The 20,681-nt window shown below is 69.0% G+C and carries 16 protein-coding genes; 1 reads left to right on the top strand and 15 read right to left on the bottom strand.

What is annotated here, in order from left to right; translation table 11 throughout:
* Window positions 1–13: 13 nt before the first annotated feature.
* Window positions 14–337, bottom strand: a complete 324-nt coding sequence (locus tag DX03_RS21265; RefSeq protein ID WP_038690536.1) for a hypothetical protein — start codon at window positions 335–337, stop codon at window positions 14–16.
* Window positions 338–729: 392 nt separating this feature from the next.
* Between DX03_RS21265 and DX03_RS16725 the strand changes: the two genes are divergently transcribed.
* Complete coding sequence (locus DX03_RS16725) at window positions 730–1,737, top strand: DUF4434 domain-containing protein (protein WP_185753376.1); 1,008 nt, start codon at window positions 730–732, stop codon at window positions 1,735–1,737.
* Between the two features lie 73 nt (window positions 1,738–1,810).
* Here DX03_RS16725 and DX03_RS16730 read toward each other — a convergent pair whose 3' ends face one another.
* The 14 genes from DX03_RS16730 to DX03_RS16795 all read right to left on the bottom strand — a co-directional run bounded on the left by DX03_RS16730 (window position 1,811) and on the right by DX03_RS16795 (window position 20,644).
* Window positions 1,811–2,944: an acyl-CoA dehydrogenase family protein gene (locus tag DX03_RS16730; RefSeq protein WP_038690539.1), complete on the bottom strand. Its 1,134-nt coding sequence runs from the start codon at window positions 2,942–2,944 to the stop codon at window positions 1,811–1,813.
* Between the two features lie 3 nt (window positions 2,945–2,947).
* Complete coding sequence (locus DX03_RS16735; RefSeq protein ID WP_051598894.1) at window positions 2,948–3,634, bottom strand: alginate O-acetyltransferase AlgF; 687 nt, start codon at window positions 3,632–3,634, stop codon at window positions 2,948–2,950.
* Complete coding sequence (locus tag DX03_RS16740; protein WP_038690540.1) at window positions 3,631–5,106, bottom strand: AMP-binding protein; 1,476 nt, start codon at window positions 5,104–5,106, stop codon at window positions 3,631–3,633. Before DX03_RS16740 ends, DX03_RS16735 begins: the two co-directional genes overlap by 4 nt.
* Window positions 5,107–5,134: 28 nt before the next feature.
* On the bottom strand, window positions 5,135–5,365 hold the full coding sequence (locus DX03_RS16745) for an acyl carrier protein (protein WP_038690541.1): 231 nt from the start codon (window positions 5,363–5,365) through the stop codon (window positions 5,135–5,137).
* Window positions 5,366–5,378: 13 nt separating this feature from the next.
* A complete protein-coding gene (locus tag DX03_RS16750; RefSeq protein WP_038690542.1) occupies window positions 5,379–6,959 on the bottom strand; it encodes an MBOAT family O-acyltransferase in 1,581 nt (526 codons plus the stop codon).
* A gap of 12 nt (window positions 6,960–6,971) precedes the next feature.
* On the bottom strand, window positions 6,972–8,096 hold the full coding sequence (locus tag DX03_RS16755; RefSeq protein ID WP_051598895.1) for an alginate O-acetyltransferase AlgX-related protein: 1,125 nt from the start codon (window positions 8,094–8,096) through the stop codon (window positions 6,972–6,974).
* Window positions 8,097–8,100: 4 nt separating this feature from the next.
* Entirely contained in the window at window positions 8,101–9,147 is a 1,047-nt protein-coding gene (locus DX03_RS16760; protein WP_038692517.1) for an alginate O-acetyltransferase AlgX-related protein, read from the bottom strand.
* A gap of 22 nt (window positions 9,148–9,169) precedes the next feature.
* The gene (locus tag DX03_RS16765) at window positions 9,170–11,989 is read right to left on the bottom strand and encodes an NfrA family protein (protein ID WP_038690543.1); all 2,820 of its coding nucleotides are present in this window, start codon (window positions 11,987–11,989) and stop codon (window positions 9,170–9,172) included.
* Entirely contained in the window at window positions 11,986–14,130 is a 2,145-nt protein-coding gene (locus tag DX03_RS16770; RefSeq protein ID WP_038690544.1) for a glycosyl transferase family protein, read from the bottom strand. The genes DX03_RS16765 and DX03_RS16770 overlap by 4 nt, the downstream gene beginning before the upstream one ends.
* Window positions 14,131–14,136: 6 nt before the next feature.
* Window positions 14,137–16,350, bottom strand: coding sequence for a cellulose biosynthesis cyclic di-GMP-binding regulatory protein BcsB (locus DX03_RS16775; RefSeq protein WP_038690545.1), 2,214 nt, complete (start codon window positions 16,348–16,350; stop codon window positions 14,137–14,139).
* Window positions 16,347–17,528, bottom strand: coding sequence for a non-hydrolyzing UDP-N-acetylglucosamine 2-epimerase (wecB, locus tag DX03_RS16780; protein ID WP_038690546.1), 1,182 nt, complete (start codon window positions 17,526–17,528; stop codon window positions 16,347–16,349). The genes DX03_RS16775 and wecB overlap by 4 nt, the downstream gene beginning before the upstream one ends.
* Window positions 17,529–17,699: 171 nt before the next feature.
* Window positions 17,700–18,875 carry a nicotinate phosphoribosyltransferase gene (pncB, locus tag DX03_RS16785; protein WP_038690547.1) on the bottom strand — a complete coding sequence of 392 codons (1,176 nt, stop codon included), beginning with the start codon at window positions 18,873–18,875 and terminating at the stop codon, window positions 17,700–17,702.
* 75 nt (window positions 18,876–18,950) lie between these two features.
* Window positions 18,951–19,787 carry a glycosyltransferase family 2 protein gene (locus tag DX03_RS16790; RefSeq protein ID WP_038692519.1) on the bottom strand — a complete coding sequence of 279 codons (837 nt, stop codon included), beginning with the start codon at window positions 19,785–19,787 and terminating at the stop codon, window positions 18,951–18,953.
* 5 nt (window positions 19,788–19,792) lie between these two features.
* On the bottom strand, window positions 19,793–20,644 hold the full coding sequence (locus DX03_RS16795) for a glycosyltransferase family 2 protein (RefSeq protein ID WP_038690548.1): 852 nt from the start codon (window positions 20,642–20,644) through the stop codon (window positions 19,793–19,795).
* Window positions 20,645–20,681: the final 37 nt, after the last annotated feature.

Consider the following 20,681-nt stretch of genomic DNA (forward strand, 5'->3'; position numbering starts at 1 on the left):
TGCCGTGACCCGATCAACGTTCGATGTCGGCATGACGCAGGGGCGAAGCCGGCTCTGCAACGTCGAAACCGATCATCTCGATAAAGGTCATGCCATTCCCGGATGTGGGCAGAGGGTCGGCAGTCGGCAGGGGCGCGACCCTACCAGCAACGGCGACGGCGATTTCGGTGGGGATTTCGGTGGGGATTTCGGTGGCGATTTCGGTGTCGATTTCGGTGTCCGAGTCGGCGGCAGAGTCGGTGCTGGCACCTGCAACTGCGCCGTGACCATGCCGCACCCCCGGTAGGGTCGCGCCCCTGCCGACTGCCGTGACCCGATCAACGTTCGATGTCGGCATGACGCAGGGGCGAAGCCGGCCCTGCACTACGCAACGCGATCATCTCGATAAAGGTCATGCCATTCCCGGATGTGGGCAGAGGGTCGGCAGTCGGCAGGGGCGCGACCCTACCAGCAACGGCGACGGCGATTTCGGTGGCGATTTTGGTGTCCGAGTCGGCGGCAGAGTTGGCGTTGGCGTTGGCCCTTCCAACTGCACCTGCAACTGCGCCGTGACCATGCCGCACCCCCGGTAGGGTCGCGCCCCTGCCGACTGCCGTGACCCGATCAACGTTCGATGTCGGCATGACGCATGAGCGAAGCCGGCCCTGCACTACGCAACGCGATCATCCACGTCCAGGGCGCACGCCCCGCGGTTCACCCCTACGCAACGCGGCTCTGGGATGATGGGGCATGAGCGATTCTCCCCTGCCTGTCGATCTGTCTTCGCCGTTGCGTCGCCGGCTGCTGCGTGCCGCGCTGCTGGCGCCCGCCGTGGGTGCACTGGCCACCCTGCCCGGCTGTTCGATGCCGGTGCAGGTAGAGGGCACGTTCCTGCAGCCCTGGCGCAGCCACCTGGACTGGACCATGGCCGATTGGCAGCGCTCGGTGGGGCTGGCCCAGCGCCTGGGCTGCAAGCAGCTGGTGCTGCAGTGGACCGGTATCCACGGCGCGCCGGAAGGCGATTGGCACCTGTCCGATGCCGGCCTGCGCATGTTGTTCACCGCCGCAGGCGAAGCGGGCATCACGGTGCGGGTGGGGCTGCCCTTCGAGCAGTCGTGGTGGCAGGCGATCGGCGGCGATGACGCCGCGCTGCAGGCCTTCTTCGCCAGCAGCCTGGCGCGCGCCCAGCAGTGGCTGGCGCAGGCACCGTGGGCACGCCTTCAGGCCTTCGGCGGCTGGTACCTGCCGTATGAGATCGAGCAGTACCACTGGGCCGATCCGGCCCGCGTGCAGTGGCTGGGCCAGTGGCTGCACGGCCTGCATGCAGCGGCCCAGGCGCGCGGCGGCGACTGCGGCGACTGCGCCATCTCCACCTACTTCAGCCGCCTGCAGACCAGCGGCCGCCTGGAGACAGTGTGGGCCAGCCTGCTGGACCAGGTGCCGCTGCGGCCGATGGTGCAGGACGGCGTGGGCGTTGCCGGGGCCGGCAATGTGCAGCAGCTCAAGCCGTTGCTGGCGATGCTGAAACAACGCGGCGTGGCGTTCGATGCGATCGTGGAGTTGTTCCGCGAACTGCCCGGTGAGAACCACGACGGCACCCAGTTCAAGGGCGAAACCGCCGACGCGGCGCGGATTGAACGCCAACTGGCGTGGGCGCGCGACAGCGGTGCCGAACACGTGCTGGTGTATGCGCTGGACCCGTGGTTGTCGCAGGACACACCGCAGGCGAAGGCGTTGCGGCGGCAGTGGGGGTTGTAGGGCGCGCGTGGGGTGTACCGACCAGCGTTGGGGCGTACCGACCAACGGTCGGTACCTACCGGGGCTGACGCGGTTACAACGTGCGGCCGATGATCTCGCGCAGGATTTCGCTGCTGCCCCCGAAGATGCGCAGCGCGCGTGCGTCGGTCCAGGCGCGGCCGATGCCGTACTCGCTGCTGTAGCCGTAGCCACCATGCAACTGCAGCAGGTCGTCGAGGATCGTGCCCTGCAGTTCGGTGGCGTTGAGTTTGGCCATCGCCGCCACCGTTGCGTCCAACCGGCCTTGCAGCTGCGCGGCCAGGCACTGGTCGAGGAAGCTGCGTAGCATCGCCAGCTGGGCCGCCGCGCCTGCCAGCACGAAACGGGTGTTCTGGTGGTCGATCAGGAAGCGCCCGAATGCCTTGCGCTGGCGCACGTAGGCCACGGTTTCATCGAGCATGCCCTCGGCCGATGCCGCTGCGCGCAACGCGATGGCCATGCGCTCGGCCGCCAGCTGTTCGCCCAGGTAGTCGAAGCCGCGCTGTTCTTCGCCCAGCAGGTGCGACACCGGTACCGCCACGTCCTGGAAGAACAGCTCGCTGGTGTCCTGCGCGTGCTGGCCGATCTTGGCCATCGGTGCGCCGCGAGTGACGCCGGGCAACGCGGTGTCCACGCAGAACAGAGTGAGCCCACGCGCGCCCAGCTCGGGCGCCACGGTGGCCACTACCACCACCACGTCGGCGTTGCTGCCGTTGGTGATCCAGGTCTTCTGGCCGTTCAGCAGGTAGTGCTCGCCCTGGCGTTCGGCACGGGTGCGGACCGCCTTGAGGTCGCTGCCCGCGCCCGGTTCGGTCATCGCAATGGCGCCGATCGCCTCGCCGCGCGCCATCGCTGGCAGCCAGCGCGCGCGTACTTCATCGCTGCCGTACTGCATCAGGTACGGCGCCACCATGTCCGAGTGGATCGAGAAGCCGATCCCCAGGTAGTTGGCGCGCGCCAGTTCCTCGATCACGCAGGCGGCGTGGCCGATGTCGCCGCCCAGGCCGTACGGCTCGGGCAGCTGGCAGTTGAGCAGGCCAGCCTCCCCGGCCGCACGCCACAGCGCGCGCGGGGTGATGCCGTCGCGCTCCCACTGTGCGTAGTGCGGGGCGATCTGCTCGGCGATGAAACGCCGCACCTGCGCGCGGAACAGCGCGTGGTCTTCACCGAATACCGGACGGGTGTGCATGGATCAGCGGCCCACCGGGTCGGTGCCGCTGAGCTGGCCCTGCAGCAACGGGGCGGTGGCGCTGCCGGTCAGGAACAGGCTGTAGTGGTCGCCGGGCTGCAGCGCCGGCAGGGCCAGCGGCGCGCTGTCCTTGCCGCCGCAGCCGGCCACCAGGCGTGCCTTGACCGGGTTGATGCCGCGCGCACTGCTGCTGCCGCTGGCCACCGCCGGGAACACCACGGCGCCCTTGTCGGCCATGGCCAGGCGCCCCTGCGCGCAGCCGCTGGCCAGGTTGTAGAAGCGGATCTCGGCCTTGAGCGCGTCGCTGGTGCCACCGCCATCGGCCAGTGCCGCCAGCGGCTTTGACGGGGCCGCGGCGTCCAGCACCAGGGTGGTGAAGCTGCCGGCGGCAACCTGCGGCTGGCTGCGGGGCTTGCCGGCCACGCGCACGGTGAACGGCTTGCCGCCCTCCACGATGGCGTAGCGGCTGGCCCGCGTAGCCGGGCCGATGCTCTGTTCGGCGCCCGGACCGACGGCGACCTTGAGCGCGGCGCTGCCCGGGTTGAGCACGCGCACGAACGCCGAACCGGCTGGCGGCCGTGCCGCATACAGCTGGGCCAGGCGACCTTCGGGGGCGGTCTGCTGGGCGGTGGCGGCCAGCGACGAAAGGGCCAGCACGGCGGCGGCGAGCGAGATCAAGGGCAGTTTCATGCAGTGGGTTCCTGGCGGCGAAGCGTGCGCGCCATTGCGTAGCGCTGCTCCAGTTGTCGGCGATCCACCTTGTTGCTGGTGCCGGTCGGCAGCGCATCAACGGCGATCAGCTCAGAGGGAATCATGTACGGCGGCACGCGACGGCCCAGCTGCGCCTTCCAGTCCTGCAACGACGCCGGCAGCGGCTGCACCGCGCCTTCGCCGGGCTGGGACAGTTCGACGAAGCCGATCATGCGCACCAAGGTGCCATCGGGCCGGCGCAGAACCACCGCCGCGCCGGCCACCACGCCGTCCAGGGTGGACAGCGAAGCATCCACTTCGGCCAGCTCGATGCGGTAGCCGTTGAGTTTGATCTGGTCATCCTTGCGGCCGCGGAAGGTCACCCGCCCTTCCGCATCCAGGTCGCCCAGGTCACCGCTGCGGTAGGCCCGCTTGCCGTGATGGGTGAACAGCACGCCCTGGTCCAGGTCCGGGCGATCCAGGTAGCCGCGCATGACGTGGTCGCCGGCCATGCAGATTTCGCCGTCGTCGATGAAGACCTCGGCATAGGGCTTGGCCACGCCGATCGGGAACGGGTTGGGCGCGGCCGCGCGCAGCGCCGGGTCGATCTCCACCCAGGTGGTGGAACAGGTGGCCTCGGTGGGACCGTAGGAGTTGATGATGCGCGCCTGCGGGAAGCGCGCCCACAGCTCTTCGGCCACGCGCGGGGTGAGCGATTCGGCGCCGAACACGAACACGCGCAGCGAGGGCAGGTGCTCGGCGTTGAAGCGCGGGTTGAGCATCTGCTGGCGCACGAACGAGGGCGTGGACGCCCACACCGCCACCGCCGACTGACGCAGGTGTTCGACAAACCGTTCGCTGTCGGCGATCACCTCGCGCGGGCACAGCACGCAGCTGCCGCCGGTGCCGAGCGCACCGCACAGGTCGAACAGCGAGAAGTCGAAGCTGAAGAGCATCTGGTTGAGGAAGGCCGGCGCCTCGCCCAGCTGCAGGCAGTCGGTAATCCAGCCGGTGAACAGCGCCACGCTGTCGCGGCCGATCTGCACGCCCTTCGGGTCACCGGTACTGCCGGAGGTGAACATGATGTAGGCCAGGTCCGGCACGCTGAGCGCGCGCGGTGCGTCGGCACCGGGCCCGAAGGTATCGGTGGCGGCATCGTAGACCGCGCCGGCATGGGTGAGCTGGGTGATCCGCTGCAGCCGCGCGGCCGGGTTGATGGTGTCCACCGGCACATAGGTGACGCCCATCTGCAGGCAGCCCAGCATGGCCACCACGAACGCAGACTGCTTGTGCCCGGAGATCACCAACGCGTAGCCGGGCTGCACGCCGGCCGCCTGCGCGCGCCCGATCCAGGCCTGGGTTGCCGCATGCAGCGCGGCCCAGTCCAGGCTGCCGTCGGCATCGTGCAGGGCCGGTGCATGCGGGGCGTGCTCCAGCGCGACGAAGCGGCAGTGTTCGAAATCGAAACGCATGCGGACAGCTCCTGCAGGTGGGGTGGGCTCAGCGCTGGTGCGCGGCCACGTAGTCGGCCAGCACCTGCACCGAATCGACCAGCGCATCGATCTCATCGACCGGCAGGGTCACGCCCAGGCGGTCCTTGACCTCGACCATCAGCTGCACCTTGGACATCGAGTCGAACAGCGACTCCATGTATTCGTCCGGCTGCACGCGGGTGCCGATCACCGCTTCGACGATGTCGATCAACTGGGCCTGGAGGGTCTGGATATCCATCGGGTTCACCTTGTCAGAACTGGAAGTAGAGGAAACGGGATTCTTTGTGCAGGCTCAGCAGCGACAGCCCCAGCATCAGCAGCATCACCAGCAGCCACTGCCAGTTGGGCTGCCAGCGCATCCACGCGCGGGGCGCCGGGCTGGGCTTGGCCAGCGACGGGCCGTACACGCCCATGATCTGCTGCGCGTTGGGTGCCAGCCAGACGATGGCCAGCAGCACCAGGATGTAGAGCAGCTGCACGTGGTGGCCAGCCAGCAGGCGCCAGCTGTCGCCCAGCCCCATGCCGCCAAGGTAGCCCAGGTTCTCCAGGCTTTCCCAACCGCGCACGCCGAACATGGCCTGCACCAGCTCCCAGGCATCGTGCACGCCGTCGGCGCGGAAGAACGCCTGCGCCACCAGTACCGCACCGAAGGTGAGCAGCACATAGCCGGCGTGCTGGTACCAGCGCAGCTGGCGCAGCGCGGCCGGCTTGCGGCCGCCGACGAACACGCGCCAGGCATGGTTGATGGACAGGTAGCCGGCATGCAGCAGGCCGAAGATCAGGAACTGCAGGCCCGCGCCGTGCCAGATGCCGGCCAGGCCCATCGCCCACACCGTGGGCAGCACGATCATCGACAGGAAGCCGCCCGCCGAGGCCACCGCCGCCGGGCCGGTGGCGCGGCCATGGCGGGTACGCCAGCGGGTGACCGCCATCGCCACCGGGTAGTACAGGTAGGCGGTGATGTAACGGGTGAGCGTCATGTGCCAGCGCGCCCAGAAGTCGATCACGCTGGTCGCCTTGTAAGGCGAATTGAAGTTGAGCGGGAAGCGGATGCCGAACATGCGCGCCAGGCCCAGCGCCATGTCCGAGTACCCGGAAAAATCGAAGTACAGCTGCAGCGCGTAGCTGAGCGCGGTGGCCCAGGCGCCCCAGAACTGCACCTCGCCGGTGGAGGCGAAGCCGGCATCGGCATACGGGGCGATGGTGTCGGCCAGCAGTACTTTCTTGGCCAGCCCGATCACGAACAACATGCCGCCCACCGACAGGTTGTCGGCCTGGAACCGGTAGGTTTCGCGCTTGCTGAACTGCGGCATCATCTCCTTGTGGTGGAGGATGGGGCCGGCGATCAGGTGCGGGAAGAAGGTCACAAACAGCACGTAGCTGAGCGGGCTGCGGTCGTTGACCACGCCGGCGCGGCAGTCGAGCAGGTAGCCGATCTGGGTGAAGGTGAAGAAGGAAATGCCCAACGGCAGGATCAACGCATCCATCGGGCCGACGTTGAAGCCCATCTCGCCGACGAAGTTCACCATCGCCGCGAAGTACTTGTAGTGCACCAGCAACAGCAGGTCGGCGGCCACGCCCAGCACGGTGGCCAGCAGCTGCAGTTTCGGTCGCTTGGCCAGCGACAGGATCACCAGGCTGACCAGGTAGTTGAAGACGATCGAGCCCGACAGCAGGATCACGAACTGCGGGTTCCACCAGCCGTAGAACACGATGGACGCCACGCACAGCCACAAGGCCGCCAGGCGCGGCTTCACCGCGCCCAGGGCGTAATGCACGCCCAGCGCGATCGGCAGGAACACCAGCAGGAACAGGAAGGAGTTGAAAAGCATCGTCCGTAGCGCTCAGTCGATCTCGGCCAGCGTTGCCTGCTCACCGTCGGTCAACGGCAAGGACAGGGCCATTTCAGAAAATTCCCAGACCACCAGCTTCAGCGTGGGCGGCCATTGCGCACGCTGCGGCCAGGCCGCCAGCAGCGCGCCGGAGAACTGCCCGCCATCCAGGCTCTGGTTCCACACTTCGCGCCCCAGCGCATTGCCCAGGCGTTCGGCGAACAGGCTGCGGCGGCCGTTGGAGCTGCCCAGCAACAGCACCTCCACCGGCGGGGTGTCATCGAGCAGGCCACCACTGCGCACCGGCGCGATCACCTGTTCGGGCTCGCGGTCCAGCGCCGGGCGCCAGGCCGGCGGCGCCTTCTCCAGCCCGGCGAGCACGATCAGGTCGCCCATGCGCGGCTTGGCCGCACCGGGCGCGCCCACCTCGAACGCCTGCGCGCCACGCCCGCCCAGCAGCGGCAGCGCCGAGGCGGCCACCGCGTCGGCGGCGCGCTGCGCGCCGATCCGGTTCATGTGCACGTCGGTGCGGAAGAACACCGGCGCCGTGCCCTGCTGCAGTACCGGCAGCAGGTCGGTGGAGGCCACGTGGGCGGCACCCAGCGCCTGCTGCCACTGGCCCAACCGCGCGCGCATGGCCGTTGAATGGCGCAACCCGCAGGTATGCGCCTGCTCGATCCGTGACTTGTCCGGCACCACCACCACCAGCACCTGTACGCCCTGCGCCTTGAGCTGCGTGGTCCAGTGCTGCATCAGCCGCACGCGTTGCTGCAGCACCTGCTCGCCCGCACCCGGCGGCGGGCGCAGCCCGTCGCGGTAGAACAGCCAGTCCGGGCACCCCAGTGCCACCTGCGGCCCCAGGTCGCCGAGCAGGCGATAGCGCAGCGCGGCCGTGGCCAGGTCGGCCTGGGCCTGCACCGGCAACTTGAGCGCTTCGTTGATCGCGCGGCCAGCTTCGCCGTCGGCCCAGCGTGCCGGTGCCAACGCGGCCGCGGGGATCTTCGCCTTGCCCAGCATCCAGCCACCGGCCAGCAGGCCGATGACCAGCAGCGCGATCACCAGCGCGGCGGTGGGACGGTGGGCACCGGGCGGCGCGGCCGGTGGCAGGGGCGCGGGCGCGCCGGGACGTGCACTCATCGGGTTACTGCCCCAATGCCTTGTTCACGCGCGCGGTGAACTGCGCCGGGGTCATGATCGACGCGTTGTCCCACTGGCCCTGGGCCTGCGGGCCGAACCCGTACACCGGTTCGAACATCTGCCAGACCAGCACCTGCGGCGGATTGGTACGGAAGTCGTCGGACTCCAGGTACTCCAGCAGCATGATCCACGGGCCCACGTTGCCGGCCTTCCAGTTCACCGTGACCGGGCGGTCCAGCGCGTTGGAAAGCTTCTGCGGGAAACCGAAGTAGGCCTGCACCATGCTGTGCCCGGTCACGTGCACCGGTGCCTTGCCACTGTCGAGCAGGCCCTGCGATTCGGCGGCGCGGCGCACGGTGAAGGTTTCGCGGCCCACCGCGGCACGCTGTTCCGGTGGCAGGAACAGTTCGGCCAGGTCGCCATAGCGGCGCTCGCGGGTTTCCTTGCCCAGCGGCGTGCCCGTGCCGGGCTCGCCGGCCAGGTTCGGCACGGCCTGCTTGATGCGTGCCGCCAGCGCATCGGCGGTGGCATCGGCGGCGGCCTGGGTCCAGTGCTGGTCGCTGCGATAGAACACGTCGGTGCCGCCCGCGCGCACGCCGGCCAGCACTTTGCGCGCATCCAGTGCATCGACGCCGGCCTTCTGCAGCGAGCCAAGAATGGTGTCGTAGCGCTTTTCCACCGAAGCACTCACCACCTTGCCCGCGGGCAGGCGATCTTCGTAGAACAGCACCTTGTCGGGCAGCAGCAGCAGCTCCAGGCGCACGCCACGTGCGGCAAGGCGGGCCTTGGTTTCGGCGATCAGGCGGGTGGAGGCATCGACCGCCTGCATGTCCACCTCGCTCAAGCTGCCCCATGCAGGGAACAACCAGCCGTCCTTGCCGACCAGCACGATGGCCGAGTCGTCCTTGCTGGCGGCGGGCGGTGCGGCGGCGGGCGCCTGCGCCTGCGCGACACCGGTACCGGCCAGTGCGCACAGCACGGCCAGCAGCGGCAGACCGGCACGCAGGCGACGGCGGGGAGCGGTGGGGGTCAGCAAAGAATGCGTATCCATGTCGTTCATGCCTTTTCCAATGTCAGTAGTACAAGGTAGCGGTAGCGAACAGACCCTTGGCGCGCTGCGTATCGCCGCCGCCCAGGGCGAACCGGTACTGCACGGCCAGGTCCAGGTAGGACCGCGCCGCGTTGTAGTGGTCTTCGCGGAACCAGTAGCGCACGCCCACGCCGGGGCCGGCACCGAGCGACCAGCTGCGGTCGGTGTCGGACAGGTCGAACGATTGCGCGCCGATCAGCGGGTAGGTGATGCCGCGTACCTTGGAGCGCTGGTCGATCCAGTCCGCGCCGATCACCAGGTACGGGCTCAACACCCAGCGGGTCTGCTCGGCACCGAAGCGGTAGCTGCGGCCGGCGCGCAGTTCGGCGGCACCGAACCACTGCTGGCGGCGCAGGCGACCGTCGGAGTCGGTCAGCCGCGCCACGATGTCGCCGTTGCTGTCGATCTGATCCACGGTGAAGCGCGCGCGGTTGTCATCCCAGGTAAAGCCGGCCTGGGCGTACCCACTGAGCGTCCACCACTGGTTGACGTCGGTGCGCACGCCGGTGCCTTTGTAGAAGCCGTAGGTGAGGTAGGACATCCAGCCGCCGGCGTTGTCCTGCAGACGGTAGCGGGCCGCGGTGGTCATCTGCAGCGGCTGGCTCGATTCGATCTGGATCCGGCACTGGATGGCGGCCGAATCCGGGTACACGCCGCCGTTGCGGGTGGCGGTGCCGAGGAACTGGCGGCGCTCGATGCCGGCGCTCAGGCCAGTCTGGCCGAAGGTGTAGCGCGCACCGAACGCGCCGATGGTGGACGGCCACCCGGCGATCGACCGCGAGCGGCTGAGCCGCTCGGCGCGCGTGCGGGCATCCTCGCTGGGGATGCCGGTGCACGGGTCCACCGCCTGCAGCGATTCGAAGGTGCCGCCTTCGTCATACAGCGTGTTGGCCAGGCGCGCATACAGTTCCATCGTGCCGTGCTGGTTGTTGAGTTTCTGCGGCCGCCAGAACGCTTCGAGCGTGCCGAACACCGAGTCGCCGGGCGTGCTGATCGCCGCACCGCCCAGGTTGGTGGCGGCCTGGCGCGCGCCGCGATAGCCCGCCGACAGCGTCATGCCCCATTCCCGCGAATAGTTGGCGATGGAGCTGCGCGTGTTGTAGCGCTGCGCGGCATCCAACGGCAGCGTGCCGGCGTCGGCGCTGTCGATCGCCCCGCGCAGCAGCGTCACCGCCTGCGGGTGCTGGCCGAGCGCCGCGTTGGAATAGGCCTGGTCCAGCACCACCGTGGGCGGTGCCTTGCCGGTTGCCTCGGCCGCCTGGAAATCGCCCAGTGCGCTGCGCGGATCACCCGCGCGCTGGTTGAGGTAGCCGCGCTGCATCAGCAGACCGGCATCCTGCGGCGTGGTGGCCAGGGCGGTATCCAGGCGCTGGCGGGCTTCGGCCTGCTGGCTGCGGTCGCCGGCGGCCAGCGAGGTGGTGAGCAGCGACTGCAATGGCGCGCTGTCCTGCGCCGCCTGCACGGCCTTGCGCGCCTCCTCGATGGCCTGCTGGTAGTCCTGCCGACCGTAGGCGGCATAGGCACGCTGGGCGGCGCCGCCCTCGCCCTGCAGGTCGGTGGGGGTCAGTTCGCATTGGGTGCCGTAGGGCGTTTCGCGGCACTGCTGGATCGGCGCGGGATAGCTGGTGTCGGTGAGCGCCACGCCCGGTCGCGCCGAGCGCATCGAACGGGTGCGCAGCGCCACCGCATCGGCGATGGCACGGCGTGTATCGGCATCTTCGTCGGTCAGTGGATCGGTGCGCAGCGGGGCCAGCAGGCGCTCGGCACGCTCACGGTCACCCGCGGCCAGCGCCGCATCCACCGCCAGCAGACGCACGTTGCGTTGCTGCTGGCCATCCAGCCAATCCTGGGCCAGCACGTGGTCGAAGTCTGCATTGGCCTGCGCGCTGCGACCCAGCCGTTGCTGCAGGTAGCCGCGCATCACCAGCGCGTTGGTGTCTTCATTGTCCTGGGCGATCGCATCGGATGCGGCATCTACCGCCTCGGGCAACTGGTTGCTGAGCAGCAAGGCGGTCATCAGCAGCAAGCGATGGCTGCCCGACTCCGGCGCCAGTTCCACCGCCTGGCGCGCGGGTGCCACGGCATCCTGCGGACGCAGGGCGATCAACGCCTGGTAGCCGGCCTGCGCCGGCACGACCGCCTGCTCGCGTTTGATGCGCAACTGCGCGGCAAGAATATCGGTGCGGTTCGGCGCGCCCAGCGACAGCGCGGTGGCCGCCGCCTGCTGCGCCTCGTCCAGCTTGCCGCCGGCCTCCAGCGAGGCCACCCACAGGATCGCCCAGGCACCCTGCTGCGGCTGCTGGCGGAAGGCCTGCTCGGCCTTGCTGGCGGCTTCTTCCATACGGTCACTGTTGAACGCCTCGTAGGCCTGGGCCGCCAAGGGAAACGCGCGTTGATAGGCCAGCTCGGCCGCGGTCGGGCGGGCGGCGGTGGCACCACGCACGTTGGTGCCAGCGGCGGCGGCACGCGGTGCAGCGGCGGCCAGCCCCGGCAGGGCCGGGTCGGTGATGCCATCGGCAAGTGCCCGGCGCGCCAGCGCGCGCGCCTCGTCGGTGCGGCCCAGTTTCTGCGCCGCGTAGATCTGCAGCAGGCGCAGGCGCGCCACGTCCGGCCGCAACCGCACCGCTTCGCTGGCGGTACGGTAGGCCTGTTGATAGTCGCCACGGTCGTAGGCACCGAAGGCCTGTTCGGCGATGCGGTACGCGTTGCCCGACAGCGGCAGCGATTCCTGCGCGTGCACGCTGGCACTGCCCAGGCCGATCAGACTCAGCGCGATCACGCTGGAAAGCAGGGTGGTTCTCATGCCTTCAGCTCTCCGGTGGCGCTGTATTGGGGTTGGCCCGAGCGGCGGTGCTGCTCGCGCACTGCTTCGGCAATCGCCGCTTCGGTGGCGACACCGTGCTTGACCAGGTAGTCGCCGATGCGGCCGTCGCGCTGCGGCTTGTATTCGTCCAGCACGCGCTCGAACTGGTCGCGTGCGATCAGCCGCATCTCCACCAGCAGGTCGCCCAGTAGCGGCACGGCGTCGATGCGGTAGGTTTCACCGCTGATCAGGCGCAGGCCCGCATTGATTTCGCTCTCGCGCGCGATCGACTGCGTCAGTCCGGTGGCATGCACATCGTGCAGCAACTGGGCCTGCTCGGCCTCGCTGAGCGGGTTGGCCACCGCGATCGACAAGGTATCGGCGGTGCTGCCCGGCAGCGGCAACAGGCGCCACTGCACGCAGGCTTCGACCGAGAGCGGGAACTGTCCGGCCTGCAGGTAGTCGACGTCGATCACCGCGCGGGCCAGGTCGCCCTGGAAGGCGATCGCCTCGGCCAGGGTTTCATCGTCCAACCAGCCCTGCGACACCAGGATGCGGCCCAGCGGCTGCTGGCGCCCGCCCTGCTGTTGCTGCAGCGCCTGCTCCAGCCGCTCCGGCTCCACGGCCTGCCAGGTGGTGAGCAGTTCGCCCAGGCGCTTGCGGGTCTGCACCAGCTGCGAGGCACTGGGGAAATCGTGCATGGTCTTGTCCCACACCATGCGCTTGCCGAACAGCAGGTACAGCAGGAACATCCGCCACGCGCGCGCGGTGGCCATGAAGTTGATCATGTTGCCGACCACCATGCGCGGGATCGACATCAACGCGTGTTCCCAGCCGTACAGCTTGTTGACGAAGTAGAAGCGCTGCACCACGCGGGTGGCCAGCGCGGCGGTGGTGATCAGCGCCACGTTCATCTGCCAGGTGCCGGCCTGGAAAATGGTCGGGAACTGGGTGGTCCATACCCCGGTCACCTTGAGCAGCCAGAACAGCAGCAGCTGCAGGAAGATGATGTAGGCGATGATGCTGATGAACGAGGTGACGATGCCCTTGCGGTCGCGCGCCAGCAGGTACTTGGTGGCCAGCGAACCGCGCCAGCCCAGCGTCTCCCAGCTCTGCAGGCCGATACCCAGCACCCAGCGCGCTTTCTGCCGGTAGGAGGCACGGAAGTTGTCGGGGAAATACTCGCGCACGCACAGCGCCATCGACTGGGTGCTCTCGCGCACCGGTCCCCACCCGAACCACGACGGCCGGCGCACGCGGAACTGCACCGGGAAGCGGGCGAAGATCGAATGCATGCCCATCGCCGCCAGCCGCGCACCCACGTCGTAGTCTTCGGTGAGGCTGTCGGTGTTGAACGGCTGGTTGTCGGTGGCCTCACTCAGCGCCAGCAGCGCCTTGCGCGAGAAGCAGGTGCCGACGCCGGCCGAGGGCACCATGCCGGACACGCTTTCGCGCACCACCAGGTCCTTGGCATGCCACTCGGCGAACTCGTCCATGTACACGCCGGCGATCAGCTCGTACCACTCGCGGTCCAGCGAGGTGACCGGCAACTGGATCATGTCCTTGCGCGGCAGCAGGTAGTTGAAGAAGCGCAGCTCCATCGGGTGCAGCACGTCTTCGCTGTCGTGCAGGATGACCCCGGCAAATTCGATGTCGTGGCGCTTCTCGTAGTCGAAGATCGACAGGATCAGCCAGTTCAGGCAGTCGGCCTTGCTGGTCGGGCCGGCATGCGGCACTTCCACGCGGCGCAGGCGCTTGTAGCGCCGCCGCATGCGCTCCACTTCGGCGATGGTCTCGGCGTCGTTGGGATAGGTGCCGACAAAGACGATGTACTCGCGGTAGTCGAGCACATCGATCATGTTCTCCACCATCTGCGCGATCACGTCGTACTCGGCCCAGGCCGGCACCATGATCGCCAGCGGCTGCTCCGGACGCTGCAGCAGGTCCTGCTGGGTCAGCGGGCGGTATTCGCGGCGCTTCTTGACGGTCAGGGTGCGCCAGCTTTCGCGCACCCAGTACCAGATGTCGATGAACAGGTCGTCGAGGCTGGAGATCAGGATCAGCACGGCGACCGCCGCTGCCACTGTTTCCAGGGCAGCGTAGTAGTTGGCCAGCTGGATGTTCCAGAACAGACCGTCCACGGCCGGTCAGTGACCGTTGCTTGCGGACGTGCGGCGACGACGGACCTGGGTTACACGGGCCGCCAACAGCGCGAACACCACCAGCCCGACCAGCACCAGCAACCACACCATGTGCTGTTGCCACCAGGGCTGCGGATTGCCGCTCTCGGCCAGGCGCGCGCCATAGGGGTCGTGGCTGTCGAAATCGCTGACCACGCCGCTGCCGTCGAGCACGGCCAGGTCGCCGCGCAACAGACGGAACGGCTGGTCCAGCGCCGGGCCCTGCACGCCGAGGTCGTTGTAGAGCACGCCGGTATGGCCACCCCCGTCCACCACCTGCACGGCTGCGGCACGGTCCAGGCCGGCCAGGTCGAGCAGCGGCTGGGTGGCACCGTTGACCACCAGGCGGCCGTCCTTCAGACCGGCCGGCGTGACCCCGGAGGGGGCCAGTGCGAAGGCCAGGTAAGGCCGCCCCGGGCTGATCGCGGTACCGGCAGCGACCACCTTCAGTTCAGCCGCCTGCGGCGACACGCCGACCGCGCTGGCGATGGCGATCACCTTGGCCAGCGACGCCGGGGCGTCCTGCAGCCAGCTGGCCGGTACGAACACCTCATTGGCGTGGGCCAGCTGGCTGGCGGCACCGACGAAGTCGGCGTCCAGGGTGCGCTTGGCCAGCGTCAGGTGGCTGCTGGGCAGGATCGATACCGGGAACGCGGTTGCCGGGTCATGGCAGTACGGACGCGCCGGCTGGCGCAGGAAGCTGATGCGCACCTCGTTGCGTGCGGCCAGCGCGTAGGCCGGCACCTTGGCCACCAGCCGCTGCGGCTTGCCGTCGGCGGCGAGCACCTTGGCGCCCAGCAGGTAATCGTTGACGTAGAGGCTGGCCACCGCGCCCTGCCCGGCCGCGTTGGGTGCGGCGGACACGTCGACCACCACCTGGTCGGGCAGTCGGCCGTCGGCCGACAGCGCACCGAGTGCGAAGCTGGCGGTGCGATCGCCGCGGGTCACGATGTCCAGGGTGCCGGCGATATTGCCCAGGCGACTGAGCAGGACCGCGTTGTCGCCCACCGGTGCCGGGCTGGCTTCGGTCACCTGCAGGGTGTGGCCCAGTGCATAGGCGCGCCACTGTTCACTGAGCAGGCCGGCCACCTTGGCGCCGGCGTTGGCCGCCACCACCAGGGTCGGGCGCCCGGCCACGGCGGCGACGCTGACCGACGCGGTGCCGGTGCCCTTTTCCAGCGCGGCCATGTCGCTGCCCCGCCAGGCGCTGAAGGCGCTGGCGGCATCGCCGCCACTGGCACCGACCTCGGTGGCCAGTGCATCCAGGGCGGCGCGCACGCCGGCACGCAGCGGGTCGGTACTGATCGCCACGTCGATGGCCAACGGACCGCTGTCGCGCAGCGACAGCAGCGCCCCGACTTCGGCCAGGCTGGCAATGCGATGCTGGGTGCCGCCTGCGGCCAGCGCCGCATACGCCGGCACGCCCTGCAGGCTGGCCGGAATGGAGACGCCGGTGAGGTCCACCGTGCTGCCCACCACTGGCAGTGCCACCACGTCCACCTGCTTGCCGCCGTTGCGCAGCGCCGCGCCCACCCGCCAGGCGGCGTCGTAGGCCGGTGCCTGCAGCGCCTTGCCATCCACCAGCACGCGCACGCGCGTCGGCAGTGCGCCCCAGGCCTTGGCCACGGTGTTCACCGCACGCCCATCGAAGCGGTAGCTGAAACGCGAGTCCGGCGACAGCCGCAGCACGTTGGCCGGCGCGCTCTGGTCGGCGCAGCGGTAGTCGGACACCACCGACCACCAGCCCACGGCCACGCGGACGAAGCCGTTGTCACGCGGCAGGCCATCGATGGCCAACAGCTGGCTGGCATCGCCCTGCGCATCGGTGATCGACCGCGCCGCAACCGGGTCGCCGTCGACCGACCACAAGCCCGAACTGCGCCCGGTATGACCGCGTACGTAGCGGCCATCCAGCTGCAACTGCGCGTCGCGGGTCGGCACGCCGGCCGGGACCGGCAGGTAGATTTCGCGCTGGCTTTCCTGGCCGCTGAGGGTCAGCGGCTGGCGGAAGCCCAGCTCACGCAGCGTCATGCTGCGCGTCACGGTGGCGTCGGCCGCCCACTCGGTGAACTGCCCGGCCGCGGTGTCGGCGGCGTAGGCAGGACTGAGGGGGAGTGCCAGGACCAGGGCCAGCGGTAATACCTGGGGAAAACGAGCGGTACTACGGTTGGTCGGGGTCATGGCGTCACTTCGGAAAGGGAGGATTGGGACAGCGGCGCCGCATGGGCGGCCACGAACTCGTCGAACGGTTCACCGCGCAGCGCGGCAACGATCCGCGCCGAGGCGCGTCCGTCGCCGTACGGGCTGGCATCGGCGATGAAGTGCGCCGCCACCCGCGGCCCGTTGCAGGCGTCGTGCACGGCAGCCACGATCCGCGCCGGATCGGTGCCCACCAGGCGCACCACGCCGGCCTGCACCGCTTCGGGGCGCTCGGTGACATCGCGCATCACCAGGACCGGGCGGCCCAGCGCCGGGGCTTCTTCCTGCACGCCGCCGGAGTCGGTCAGCACCACATGCGCGCGCTGCATCAGGCGCACGAAGCTGAGGTAATCCTGCGGTGGAATCAGGTGCACGTTGTCCAGCCCGCCCAGATGGGCATGCACCGGCCCCTGCACGTTCGGGTTGAGGTGCACCGGGTACACGATCTGCAGGTCGTCGCGCAGGGCCAGCTCGGCCAGCGCGCGGCAGATGTTCTCGAAGCCGCCGCCGAAGTTCTCGCGGCGGTGGCCGGTGACCAGCAGCAGCTTGCGCTGGCTTTCCAGGAACGGGAAATGCGCGTCGATCGAGGTGCGCAGCGTCGCGTCCTGGTCGATGCGTTCGACGGTCTGCTTGAGCGCGTCGATGACGGTGTTGCCGGTTACGCTGATGCGCCCGGCCAGGTTTTCCTGTTCCAGGTTGTAGCGCGAGCTGTTGGTGGGGGCGAACAGATGATCGGCGACCACGTCGATCACGCGGCGGTTCATCTCTTCGGGCCACGGCTGCTGCAGGTCGCCGGTGCGCAGGCCGGCTTCAACGTGCGCCACCGGAATGCGGCGGTGGAAGGCCGCCAGCGCCGCGGTCATCGCCGTGCTGGTATCGCCGTGCACCAGCACCCGGTCCGGCTGTACCTGTTCGTAGAGCGCGTCGAGTTTGGCGAACAGACGGGAACACAGCCCGTTGAGGGTCTGGTTGGCGACCATGACATCGAGGTCGTGATCGGGGTGGATGTCGAACAGCGACATCACCTGGTCAAGCATCGCCCGGTGTTGGCCGGTGATGCAGACGATGGACTCGATGCCCGGCGCGGCATGCAGCGCGCGGACCAGCGGTCCCATCTTGATGGCTTCAGGCCGCGTACCAAAAACAGATAGAACCTTCACCCGACTGCTCCCTGTGATGACCAACGACTGTGACTTCCATCACGCAAATCGTAGGCCAAGTGCGGCGAGCTAGCCAGTGCAACGTGATGGATATCACATTTCCCCGGGAAAGTGACGCTGTGCGTCACTTATTGCCCCGGAGCACGGCTCATTGTGGCGCTTTTGTCCGTGTCACCCGGGTGAAAGCTCGAACACCTGGCGCAGGTAGGCCAGGTAGCCGGGGTCATCGCACATGCTCTTGCCCGGCGAATCGCTGAGCTTGGCCACCGGCTGGCCGTTGCAGCGGACCATCTTGATGACGATGTTGAGCGGGGTCGGCCCCAGGTCGTTGGTGAGGTGCGTGCCGACGCCGAAGGCGACCTGGCAGCGGCCACGGAAGTAGTCGAACAGCTGCATCACCTTCTCGATGTTCAAGCCATCGCTGAAGACCAGCACCTTGCTGCGCGGGTCCACGCGGCGGTCCTTGAAGTGCGCGAGCATGCGATCGCCCCAGGCGAAGGGATCGCCGGAGTCGTGGCGCACGCCATCGAACAGCTTGCAGAAGTACATGTCGAAGTCGCGCAGGAACGCGTCCAGCCCGACCACGTCGGAGAGCGCAATGCCGAGATCGCCGCGGTATTCGCGCGCCCACGATTCCAGCGCGGCCACCTGCGAATCGCGCAGGCGCGGGCCCAGTGCCTGGAACGCCTGCAGGTACTCGTGGGCCATGGTGCCGTGCGGGGTCATGCCGTACAGGCGGGCGAAATGCACGTTGCTGGTGCCCACGAACTGCGCGCCCAGCGCGTCGCGCATCATCGGCAGCATGCGCGCATGCCATTCACGCGAGTAGCGGCGGCGGCTGCCGTAGTCGGCGATGCGGCACAGCTCGAAGCCGGGCGTGTCGCGCAGCAGCGCGGTCTTGGCCTGCAGGCGGCGCTCGCCTTCGGCGAAATCGGCGGTGGTGGTGTTGCGGAACCACACCTCGTTGATGATCGCCAGCAGCGGCACTTCAAACAGGATGGTGTGCAGCCAGGGGCCGGTGATGTCCAGCTCGATCTCGCCGGGCACGCTGGCCGACGGCTGCAGCCGGATGTACTTGCGGTCCAGGTGGAACAGGCCGAGGAAATCGGCGAAGTCCGCTTTGACGAAGCGCAGGCCGCGCATGTACTCCAGCTCTTCGGTGCTGAAGCGGAGCTGGCACAGCTGGTCGATCTCGGCGTTGATCTGGTCGATGTAGCTGGCCAGGTCGATGCCGGGGGTGCGGCACTTGAACCGGTACTGGACCTGGGCGCCGGGATGCTGATGCAGCACCGCCTGCATCATGGTGAACTTGTACAGGTCGGTGTCGAGCAGGGACTGGATGATCATGCGGCGATTATGCGCCTGCGTGGATGTACCCACCAACGGTGGGTACCTACCGGGATGCGTGCCCACGGTGGGCCATTACCGCGCGCGCAGCAGCCGTGGAATCTGCACGACCGCGTGGGCCCAGATCGCGGCGAACACCGCGCCCTGTACCGGCAGGCTGCGCTGGTCGGCTTCGAACTTGCGGAAGTAGCGCCACAGACCACGGTGCTTGTGCCATTCCACAAAGAACGGCCGCGAGCGGCTGGACACCCCGCGCACGTGCACCGCCTGCAGGTCGTTGGCGATCGCCACCAGCGCGCCGGCCTGGCGCACGCGACGGCACAGGTCGAGGTCTTCGGCGTGCAGCCGGTAACCGGCATCCCAGCCGCCGATACGGTCGAACAGGGTGCGCGGCATCAGCAACAACGCCCCCGACAGCGCCGGCACCGGCTGCAGCGGCAGGCTGTGGTCCACCGCGATCGCCAGCTTGGCGCCCTGCCCCGGCGAGCGCAGCATGGCCCCGAAATCCGGATCACGACGGCGCACGGCCGGGTCGGGCTGGCCCTGCTCGTCGACCTGTTCCATGCCCAGCAGGCAATCGCCGATGGCCATGCCGCGTTCGCACAGCGCGGCCAGGGTGCCCGGCTCGACCAGCAGGTCCGGGTTGATGAAGGCCAGCCACGGTGCGCGGCTGTCGGCCACGCCCTGGTTGTTGGCGGCCGCGAAACCGGGGTTGTCCGGGTTGGCGATGAAACGCACGCGCGGGTCGGCGGTGGCGTGGCGTTGCACGATATCCAGGGTGGCATCGGTGGACCCGTTGTCGACCACCCGGATCTCGACCACGCCGTCGGCCCCGCGCAGCCTGGCCAGACAGGCATCCAGCGTGCTCGCGCTCTGGTAGCTGACAACGATGGCGGCGATGGCAATGCTCACACGGGTCACTCCGGAAGGGATGCAGGCGGCGGGGCGAACAAGTCGCCCTGCGAACGCGGCATTATCGCCTGCCGGTGCAGCTGCTGCAGGGTTTCACGGGTGCTGCGCAGCGGGTCGGCCATCAGGAACGCGGCCAGGCGGGGCTGCCAGCCCGGCCAGCGGGTGCCCAACGCGTCCATGTCGCCGTCGAACGCAGTGGCTTCGCCGGCGCGCGCCACGAAGGCGGTTTCGCACAGCGCATTGCGCCAGCCCAGCCCGGCCATGCGCAGGCTCAGGTCGACCAGCGCGGCATTCCACGAGCCGTAGCTGTGCATGTCCAGGCCACCGGCCTTGCGCCGGGCGTTGGCCCGCAGCAGTACCGCGTGGGTCACCGCCGAGGGCAGTTCAGGATGCATCGGCGGCAACCCGGCGCAGGCCTGGGCCATTGCGTAGAGGTCGGCCGGTACCGGGTCGATCTCGCCCAGCCGTGGCCAGGCCGCGGTTTCACCGGCGTTGCACCACGGCGTGGCCGAGCCGATCGACGGGTCACGCGCGAAACAGGCATCCAGCTGCTGCAGCCAGCCCGGCGCGGGAATGGCGTCGGGCGCCAGCACCACCACGTCGGCGCCTGCGCAGGCACGCAACATCTCATCCAGGTGGGCCACCTCGCCGATGCTGCGCGCGCGCCGGGTGTATTCGGCACGCAGCCGGGTGTGGGCCAGCCAGTGCTCGATCACCGGCTGCACGCGCGGGCCGGCCTGGCCGTCGTCGGCCAGCCATACCGCGGTGTCGGCCGGCGTGCCGGCGTCCAGTGCGCCCAGGCAAAGATCCAGGGCGGTGTCATCGACCCCGATCGGCAGCAGCACGATCGTCCCCATCGGTCCCCCTGTCTGCGGCACGCGTGGCCGCAGCGTA

Origin of the sequence: Stenotrophomonas rhizophila (assembly GCF_000661955.1) — a bacterium.
Taxonomy (GTDB): Bacteria; Pseudomonadota; Gammaproteobacteria; order Xanthomonadales; family Xanthomonadaceae; genus Stenotrophomonas; species Stenotrophomonas rhizophila.